This is a genomic window from Methylobacterium sp. WL103 (assembly GCF_008039885.1).
GTDB lineage: Bacteria > Pseudomonadota > Alphaproteobacteria > Rhizobiales > Beijerinckiaceae > Methylobacterium > Methylobacterium cerastii.
On sequence record NZ_VRUX01000147.1, the window covers coordinates 1 to 8,654 of the forward strand.

An 8,654-nucleotide genomic window follows, 5' to 3' on the forward strand; every position below is an offset into this window, starting at 1 on the left:
CCCGCGAGGCCGACGCCGCCGCCCGCTCGCTGGAGCGCGGCTCGCTGATGATGGACCCGGAGCGCCACACCTGCACCTGGAAGGGCGAGCCGGTGACCCTGACGGTCACCGAGTTCCTGATCCTCCAGGCGCTCGCCCACCGCCCGGGCGTCGTGAAGAGCCGCAACGCGCTGATGGACGCGGCCTACGACGACCAGGTCTACGTCGACGACCGCACGATCGACAGCCACATCAAGCGGCTGCGCAAGAAGTTCAAGGTGACCGACACCAGCTTCGACATGATCGAGACGCTCTACGGCGTCGGCTACCGCTTCAAGGAAGGCTGAAGGCCTTCCACACTGCCTCATGGGTTCTCACCCATGAGGTCCGGCGGACGACCGCCGCCCCGCCGTCGCGGGGGGCCGATCCCGATGCGTGAGACGCCTCGGGATCGCGTTTCGCCCGCCTCGCTTCCCTCGATTCCCCGTCGAAGACCGGACCGTCGTGACGTCGCAGACCGATGAAGAGCCGCGCCGCGGCCCGCTCGCATGGCCGCGGGCCTCCTGGGATGCGATCGGACAGCGGGCCTCGTCGAGCCTGACCCGCCGCATCGTGGTGCTCAACCTCGTCGGGCTGATCGCGCTGCTCGTCGGGTTCCTGTACCTCAACCAGTTCCGGCAGGGGCTGATCCAGGCCCGCGTCCAGAGCCTGGCGATCCAGGGCGACATCATCGCCGGCGCCATCGCCTCGTCCGCCTCGGTCGACACCGGGACGATCCGCATCGACCCCGACAAGCTGCTCCAGCAGCAGGCCGGCGAGGGCAACGGCACCGAGGAGGAATCCTCGCCGCTGGCCTTCTCGCTCAACCCGGAGCAGGTGGCGCCGCTGCTGCGCCGGCTCGTCACCCCGACCGGCAACCGCGCGCGGGTGTTCGACAGCGAGGGCGGCCTGCTGTTCGACACGCGCTCGCTGTTCAACCGGCCCGAGGGCGGGGCCGGCACCGCGCAGGTCCGCAAGCGCTCCCTGCTCGAGCGCGCCTTCGAGGTCGCGCAGGCCTGGAGCTTCGGCCTGTTCGGCGAGCGGGTGAAGCCGCAGGAGGAGGTCGGGCCGACGAACGGCCATTCGCTGCGCGAGGTCCAGACCGCGCTGAACGGTGCCCGCGGCAGCCTCGTGCGCCGCAACGAGCTCGGCGAGACCACGGTCTCGGTCGCCGTGCCGATCCAGCGCTCGGGGGCGGTGCGCGGCGCGCTGCTGCTCTCGACGCAAGGGGACGCGATCGACCGGGTCATCGCCTCGGAGCGCTTCGGCCTGTTCCAGGTCTTCCTCGTCGCCGCGATGGTGATGGTGGTGCTCTCGATCCTGCTGGCCGGCGCCATCGCCGGGCCGGTGCGGCGCCTGGCGGAGGCCGCCGAGAAGGTGCGGATGGGAATCAAGACCCGCGAGGAGATCCCCGACTTCACCAGCCGCACCGACGAGATCGGCCACCTCTCCGGCGCCCTGCGGGACATGACCCAGGCGCTCTACAGGCGCATCGACGCGATCGAGAGCTTCGCCGCCGACGTCAGCCACGAGCTGAAGAACCCGCTGACTTCGCTCCGCAGCGCGGTCGAGACCCTGCCGCTCGCCCGCAACGACGATTCGCGCAGCCGCCTGATGGCGATCATCCAGCACGACGTGAAGCGCCTCGACCGCCTGATCAGCGACATCGCCGACGCCTCGCGGCTCGATGCCGAGCTCGCCCGCGCCGAGGCGCGACGGGTCGACCTGCGCAAGCTCCTGTCCACGGTCGTCTCGGTGGCCAACGAGCGCAAGCGCCCGAAGGACTGCGTGATCCAGCTCGACGTCGACGCGCCCGCCGGCGACCAGGACGCGCCGTTCGCGATCATCGGGCACGACAGCCGCCTGGGCCAGGTGGTCAACAACCTCCTCGACAACGCCCGCTCGTTCTCGCCGACGGAGGCGAAGGTCCGCGTCGCCCTGCGGCGGGTGCGCGGCGACATCGAGCTGATCTGCGAGGACGAGGGGCCGGGCATCCCCGAGCACGCCCTGGAGCGGATCTTCGAGCGCTTCTACACCGACCGCCCCGAGCAGGGCTTCGGCCAGAACTCGGGCCTCGGCCTCTCGATCTCCCGCCAGATCGTCCAGGCGCATCGCGGCTCGATCCGCGCCGAGAACCGCCCCGGCCCGGCCGACGAGGACGGCGAGCCGACGGTCCGCCGCCTGCACCTGGCGGAGGCGCTGTCCTATCGCGGGCGGGCGGAGAAGCCGGCGTCGTGAGGCCTAACCGTCGAGTTCGGCGTAGCGCCGGAAGATGCCCTGTTCGTTGAACGGGATGCGCCGCGGGCTGGCGAGATAGGCCGCGATCCGCGGGCGTCGGGCGACCGCTGCGTGGAGCGCGGCCACGCGCGGGTGGTCGGGGAGCTGCGCGGCCATGGCCTTCGGGAAGGCGTAGCGCAGGCCGTCGACGAGCTGAAACAGCGACAGGTCGGCGTAGCTCAAGCGCTCGCCCACGAGATGGGTGCCGCCGTTGCGCGACAGCACGTGCTCGAACCAGGCCAGGAATTCGGGGATGCGGTCGGCGCGAAAATGCGCGGCGCGGCGGGCGGCTTCCGCCTTCTGGTCCTCGTAGGCGAGGCCGACCGCGACCGGATGGTGGGTGTCGTGCGCCTCGGCCACCGTGTCGGCGATGGTGAGCTGGATCTGGTGGGTCCAGATCCGCTCGTCCTCGGTCGCGCCGACGAGGTCGAGCCGAGGGCCGAGATAGAGCAGGATCGCCGCCGTCTGCCCGACGACCCGGTCGCCGTCGCGCAGGAAGGGCGGGGCGAAGGCCGGGCGCGGCTCGTCGAGATCCTCGAGGATCCGCATCAGCGCCGGCAGGCCGAGTCCGTCGGTCTCTGGCTCGCGGGCGACGTCGACGTAAGCCGCGCCGGCCTCTTCGAGGGCGAGGCGCACGAATTCGCCGCGCCCCTGCAGCATCGGCCAGTAGTAGAGTTCGTAGGCCATCGCGGAAGCGCTACGCGAGACCGGTCACTCGCCCGGCGCCTCGTCCGCGACGGCCTTGTCGGCCGCGGGCTCGGCGCTGGCGACGGTCTTGCGCTCCAGCATCGGCTGGAGGCGAAGGGCGAGCTGCTGGTCGAGATGGCGCGCGTAGGCGCCCTTGAAGTACTTGGCGCCGGTGCCGCGGCCGAAGAGGCGGTCGTGCGTTGCGATCATCGCGTCGACCTCGGGGCGGCAGAGGAAGCCGATCACCCCCGCGGCCTGGAACCAGCGGCCGGCGCGGGCGTGGTTCATCGCGCCGGGGTTGGCCATCACCGTCTCGGCGAAGCAATCGGTCGCGGCCTGCTGCAACGGCGCCATCGCCGTGTCGGCATCGGGCTTCTGGCGTTCGCGCGCCGTGGCCGGCGCGAGGGCGAGAAGGAATGCGAGCACACCGAGCAGCGGGGTCTTCATCGCGCGGGAAGCCTCGAACGAGGGATCGATCGAGTGGAGTATTCCCCAGGGATCGTGTCGGGAACAGGGCCATCCACGCTGCGACGCGACCGCGCGCAGCGATCATGGATCACCGTCGCTTCCGAGTCACAGACGAGGTCGCCGGGACGGACGCGCGTTCGCCCGCGAAGGACGCGTTATCCGCGCCGTTCGGCGTTCCAGCGGCCGCTGCAGCCGGGGGCGCCGTCGGTCGACCACGTGCCGGCGCCGGTGCCCTGGCGGCCGAGGCGGCCGACGACGTTGGCGGTGGCCGACCCGTTGGAGATCGCGGCGCGCACGGCGCCGTTGCTCGCCACGCGCCCGCTGATCGAGAAGTCGCCGCCGGGATAGCTGGCCTGACCGCGCTCGATGCGCACCCCGTAGCGGTAGGCCCGGTCGCAGATGCCGGATTCGGTGATGACCTCGATGCTCCAGTTGCCGTCGTAGCGGTTCGGGATCTGGACCTTCTTCCGCGCCGCGTCGGCGGGGCTGAGGCCGCCGGCTGCGAGGATGAGGAGGGCGGCGGCCAGCGTCAGTGCTTTCATCGGATCCCGGTCGAGCGCGCGTGTCGCGAGGCCCGCACGCGCCGTTCGGGCGTGCGGGCCTGTCCGCATCGAAACACGCGACGGCCGGATCGGTTGCCGATTTCCAAACTCAGGCGCGGGCGGCCCGCCGCAGGGCGTCGTTGAGCAGGGCCAGGAGGTCGCCGCCGGCATGCAGGAAGTCGTGGACGCCCGCCGCCTGCAGCGGCTCGGCCAGCTCCGCCGCCGGCTTGCCGGCGAGGTAGGTCGTCCTGGCGCCGGCCGCCTTGAGGGCGGTCGCCGCGGCGACCGCGCGCGCCTCGTAGACCTTGTCCGAGGAGCACAGGCAGGCGAGCGCGGCGCCGGACGCCGTGAACGCCTCGGCGAGGCTCGCCTCGTCGGCGAACCCGTCGTTGCTCAGGGCCTCGATTCCGCCGGCGGCGAAGGCGTTGGCGGCGAAGGTCGAGCGGGCGTTGAACACCGCCACCGGGCCGAGGTTGGCCAGGAACACCTGCGGGCGCTTGCCGCCCTTGGCGAGGAGGCCGTCGGAGGCGTCGCGCAGCGCCTCGTAGGGCTCGGCCAGCCGCTGCGATGGAAGCGCGTCGCAGGCGACCGCGGCCCCGGTGCCGAAGCTCGCGGCCGGCGCGGGCGGCACGGGCGCCACGTCGAGCACCGCCACCGGCTTCTCGGCGAGGTACGGGAACTCGGTGGCGCCTGTCAGCGCCTCGCGCCGGGTCGCGACGTTCTTCGCGCGGGTCTCGCGGGTGGCCTCGATCCGGCGCTGGAGCTTGCCGACGCTGAGCGAGGCGACGATGCCGCCCTCGCGCTCGATCGCCTGGAACGCTTCCCAGCCGGCCTCGGCCAGCTGCGCGGTCAGGCTCTCGAAGCCGCCGGCGCCCGCCGCCGGGTCGGCGACGCGGGCGAGGTTCGATTCCTCGATCAGGACGATCTGGCTGTTGCGCGCCACCCGCCGGGCGAAGGCGTCGGGGAGGCCGAGCGCCTGGGTGTAGGGCAGGGCGGTGACGGCGTCCGCGCCGCCGAGGCCGGCGCCGGTCGCGGCCATCGCGGTCCGCAGGATGTTCACGAAGGGGTCGCGCCGGGTCATCATCCGCCACGCGGTCTCGGCGTGGAGCCGCAGCGGCTTCGGGTCGAGGCCGCAGGCCTGCTCGATGCGGGCCCAGAGCCGGCGCATCGCCCGGAACTTCGCGATGGTGAGGAACTCGTCGGCATCGGTCACGAGCAGGATGCCGACCGCGTCGCGGGCGCGTTCGAGCGTAATCCCTTCCGCCTCCAGCGCCCGGAGGTAGGCCACCGCCGTCGCGAGCACCGCGCCGAGCTCGGCCGCCTCGCCGGCACCGGCCTCGTGGTAGGGTCGTCCGTCGGCCAGGAGCGCGCGCCCGGCAAAGCCGGCTGCGTCGAACTCCTTCACCGCTCGGCCCAGCTTGGGCGCGATCTCGGACCACACCGCCCCGAGGGTGCCGGAGGCGGCGAGTGTGCCGACGGGATCGATGCCGAGGTCGATGTCGCAGGCCGACAGGTCCTCGCCGCGCGCCTTGGCGAGGTCGAGGACGAGGCGGGCGGCCTCCAGCCCGAGCGGGCCGGCGTCGACCCGCAGCCCGATCAGCGGCAGCATGACGCCGGAGAGCGCCGCCTCCAACTCCTCCACGGTGCGGGCGGTGAGGCCGTAGCCGTGGGCGGCGGGCGCGCCGGAGAACACCAAGGTCAGCGCGTCGGCGCCGCCTTCGAGGTCGGCCAACACCTGCCGGTTCGCCTGCTCGATCTCAGGGTGGTCGACGTGCTGGGCGATCCGCCACGGTCCGGGAGCGCGGACCGGCTGCGGCGCCGGCTCGGCCGCCTCGTAGAGCGGTTCGATGCGCAGGCCGTCCGCGGTCTTGGAGACGAGGCGCTTCTCGAAGTCGGCGCCCTTCAGAACGCCCTCGACGAGGCCGAGCCAGCGCGCGCGGGTCGCGGGCTCGAAGAGGTCGGCAAGCGGTCTGTCTTCCATCGCAGCGGGCCTTCAAACGGTGCCGGGATGCGGGTCTTTCGCCCGATCTCCCCATCCGTCTGCCCTCGCACGGCCCCGCTGGCGAGGCAATCGACCGGGATGCGCGTATTTTCTATCCAAAGATGATCAGGCCGGCGAACCCCGCCGAGCCGACGACGATGCGCCACCACGCGAACAGCCAGAACCCATGGCGGGAGACGTAGTCGAGCACCGTCCGCACGACGACCAGCGCCGAGACGAAGGCCACCACGAAGCCGATGGCGATCAGGCCGACGTCGTCGCTGCCGAGGTTCCTGTAGTTGTCGAGCAGGTCCTTGGCGAACGCGCCGGCCATGGTCGGCATCGCGAGGTAGAACGAGAACTCGGTGGCCGAACGCTTGTCGGCGCCCATCAGCATCGCGCCGACGATGGTGGCGCCGGAGCGCGACACGCCCGGGATCATCGCCAGGCACTGGAAGATGCCGATCTTCAGGTCCATCGGCAGGGTGAAGTCGTAGACGTCGGTCTTCTTCACCTCGAGCTCGGTGTCGTCGAGGACGAGCAGCACGAGCCCGCCCGCGACCAGCGTCGCGCAGACGATCCACGGATTGAACAGGTAGGCCTTGATCACCTTCGAGAACAGGCCGCCGACGATCGCCGCCGGCAGGAAGGCGACGAGGATGCCGAGGACGAACCGGCGCGCCTTCGGGTCGTTCGGCAGGGCGAAGGCGATGCCCAGGAGCCGGCGGAAGTACACCGCCAGGATCGCCAGGATCGCGCCGAGCTGGATCAGCACCTCGAAGGTGTTGTTGGGCGAGTGGAACCCGATGAAGTGCCCGACCAGCAGCTGGTGGCCGGTGGAGGAGACCGGGATGAACTCGGTCGCGCCCTCCACGACCGCGAGCACGACCGCCTTCGCGATGCTCATCGCATCCATCATCGCAGATCTCGCATCATCGCTCGCCTCGGCCGCGCACGAAGGCGACCGGCCTGGTGGGTTGGAATCGCCGCCCGGTGCGGCGGCGCGCCCACGGTTCGCCGATCAAGGTGAACGGGCGGTTACCGCGACCGGTGCGGCGTGTTAATGAGGCGGCAACGATCGGGCAATAACGATGCATCCAAGCCCGGTCCCGCGGGGTATCCCGTGCGGCGCGTCCCGCCGGCAGCCCCCCTCGTCCGACAACGGCCTCGATGGCGACGCTCTATCACTTTCCCTTCTGCGCCAACTCCCGCTTCATCCGCCTCGTCCTGGCCGAGATGGGCCTGGAGCCGAGCCTCGTCGAGGAGCGGCCCTGGGACAGGCGCGACGCGTTCCTGCTGATCAATCCGGCCGGCACCACGCCGGTGCTGATGGAGCAGGGCGGCCTCGTCGTGCCCGGCGGCGGCATCATCGCGGAATACCTCGACGAGACCCGCGGCCTCGGGCTCACCGGCCGCCGCTTGATGCCGGACCATCCGGCCGAGCGCGTCGAGGTGCGCCGGCTGATGGACTGGTTCCTGGTCAAGTTCGACGCCGAGGTGACGGGCTACCTCGTGACCGAGAAGATCGCCAAGCGCTTCATGACGAGCGCCACCGGCGGCGGCCCGCCGGACATGAACGCGATCCGCGCCGCCCGCACCAACGTGCGCTACCACCTCAAATACATCGGCTACCTCATGGCCCGCCGCCGCTGGATCGCCGGCGACCACCTGACCTACGCCGACCTTGCGGCCGCCGCGCACCTGAGCTGCGTCGACTACCTCGGCGACGTGCCGTGGGACGAGGACGAGACGGCGCGGGACTGGTACGCGCGGGTCAAGTCGCGGCCCTCCTTCCGGGCTCTGCTGGCCGACCGGGTCGCGGGCATGCCGCCGGCCGGGCATTACGCGGACCTGGATTTCTGAGCGACCGCCGCACCTTCGCCGGCGCCGAGCTGCGCCGCCTCGTCGAGGCCCGCGCCCGCCACCTCGGCTTCTGCGACGTGCAGGTCACCCGCCCGGAGGCGGTGCCGGAGTTGCCCGGCCGCCTCGCCGCATGGCTGGGCGAGGGCGCCCACGGCACGATGGACTGGATGCAGGACCGCGCCGACCAGCGCGCCTCACCCAAGACCTTGTGGCCGGGGGTGCGCAGCATCATCGTGCTGGCCACGAATTACGGCCCCGAAACCGATCCGCTCGACCTTCTGGCGAGGAAGGATCGCGGGGCGATCGCGGCCTACGCCCAGCGCCGCGACTATCACGACGTGGTGAAGGGGCGGCTGAAGGAACTCGGCGGCTACCTCTCGGCCAAGGGCGACGTGCGGGTGAAGGTGTTCTGCGACACCGCACCCGTGATGGAGAAGCCGCTCGCCGCCGCCGCCGGCCTCGGCTGGCAGGGCAAGCACACGGTGCTGCTGTCGCGCCGCCACGGCAACTGGCTGCTGCTCGGTGCGATCTACACCTCCGCCGAGCTGGAGCCGGATGCGCCCGAACCCGACCGGTGCGGCTCCTGCCGCGCCTGCCTCGACGTCTGCCCGACGAACGCCTTCCCGGCCCCCTACCGCTTGGATGCGCGGCGCTGCATCTCCTACCTGACGATCGAGCATGCCGGCCCGATCGCGCCGGAGTTCCGCAAGGCGATCGGCAACCGGGTGTTCGGCTGCGACGACTGCCTCGCGATCTGCCCCTGGAACAAGTTCGCCCACGCGGCGCGCGACGCGCGCATGGCGGCCGACCCCGCCTTC

General features: G+C 71.7%; 9 protein-coding genes. 4 read left to right on the plus strand and 5 right to left on the minus strand.

Annotated features, from left to right (window positions below):
- Together FV222_RS11340 and FV222_RS11345 are read left to right on the plus strand one after the other, a co-directional pair.
- Positions 1-326 (plus strand): response regulator transcription factor (locus FV222_RS11340; RefSeq protein WP_187277308.1); only part of this gene is annotated, 326 nt, incomplete at its 5' end.
- Between the two features lie 157 nt (positions 327-483).
- Positions 484-2,256 carry a sensor histidine kinase gene (locus tag FV222_RS11345; protein WP_187277309.1) on the plus strand — a complete coding sequence of 591 codons (1,773 nt, stop codon included), beginning with the start codon at positions 484-486 and terminating at the stop codon, positions 2,254-2,256.
- A 3-nt stretch (positions 2,257-2,259) separates the two neighbouring features.
- On the opposite strand, the gene FV222_RS11350 is transcribed toward FV222_RS11345, so the two are convergent.
- The 5 genes from FV222_RS11350 to FV222_RS11370 all read right to left on the minus strand — a co-directional run bounded on the left by FV222_RS11350 (position 2,260) and on the right by FV222_RS11370 (position 6,889).
- Positions 2,260-2,982: a glutathione S-transferase gene (locus tag FV222_RS11350; RefSeq protein WP_147814315.1), complete on the minus strand. Its 723-nt coding sequence runs from the start codon at positions 2,980-2,982 to the stop codon at positions 2,260-2,262.
- Positions 2,983-3,006: 24 nt separating this feature from the next.
- Positions 3,007-3,429: a hypothetical protein gene (locus FV222_RS11355; protein WP_147763287.1), complete on the minus strand. Its 423-nt coding sequence runs from the start codon at positions 3,427-3,429 to the stop codon at positions 3,007-3,009.
- 176 nt (positions 3,430-3,605) lie between these two features.
- Positions 3,606-3,992, minus strand: a complete 387-nt coding sequence (locus tag FV222_RS11360) for a hypothetical protein (RefSeq protein WP_147763288.1) — start codon at positions 3,990-3,992, stop codon at positions 3,606-3,608.
- Between the two features lie 109 nt (positions 3,993-4,101).
- A complete protein-coding gene (locus FV222_RS11365) occupies positions 4,102-5,973 on the minus strand; it encodes a methylmalonyl-CoA mutase subunit beta (protein WP_147763289.1) in 1,872 nt (623 codons plus the stop codon).
- Positions 5,974-6,085: 112 nt separating this feature from the next.
- Complete coding sequence (locus FV222_RS11370) at positions 6,086-6,889, minus strand: undecaprenyl-diphosphate phosphatase (protein WP_147750450.1); 804 nt, start codon at positions 6,887-6,889, stop codon at positions 6,086-6,088.
- A 254-nt stretch (positions 6,890-7,143) separates the two neighbouring features.
- Here FV222_RS11370 and FV222_RS11375 point away from each other — a divergent pair, with 254 nt between their 5' ends.
- The gene (locus FV222_RS11375; RefSeq protein WP_147750396.1) at positions 7,144-7,836 is read left to right on the plus strand and encodes a glutathione S-transferase family protein; all 693 of its coding nucleotides are present in this window, start codon (positions 7,144-7,146) and stop codon (positions 7,834-7,836) included.
- A gap of 29 nt (positions 7,837-7,865) precedes the next feature.
- Positions 7,866-8,654: tRNA epoxyqueuosine(34) reductase QueG (gene queG / locus FV222_RS11380; protein ID WP_147814319.1), on the plus strand; the 789-nt coding region annotated here is incomplete at its 3' end.

Bases quoted from the DNA above. Each gene is read 5' to 3' on its own strand.
- FV222_RS11355 (WP_147763287.1), bottom strand. From the start codon at position 3,429: ATGAAGACCCCGCTGCTCGGTGTGCTCGCATTCCTTCTCGCCCTCGCG.
- FV222_RS11375 (WP_147750396.1), top strand. From the start codon at position 7,144: ATGGCGACGCTCTATCACTTTCCCTTCTGCGCCAACTCCCGCTTCATC.
- FV222_RS11360 (WP_147763288.1), bottom strand. From the start codon at position 3,992: ATGAAAGCACTGACGCTGGCCGCCGCCCTCCTCATCCTCGCAGCCGGC.
- FV222_RS11370 (WP_147750450.1), bottom strand. From the start codon at position 6,889: ATGGATGCGATGAGCATCGCGAAGGCGGTCGTGCTCGCGGTCGTGGAG.
- FV222_RS11365 (WP_147763289.1), bottom strand. From the start codon at position 5,973: ATGGAAGACAGACCGCTTGCCGACCTCTTCGAGCCCGCGACCCGCGCG.
- FV222_RS11350 (WP_147814315.1), bottom strand. From the start codon at position 2,982: ATGGCCTACGAACTCTACTACTGGCCGATGCTGCAGGGGCGCGGCGAA.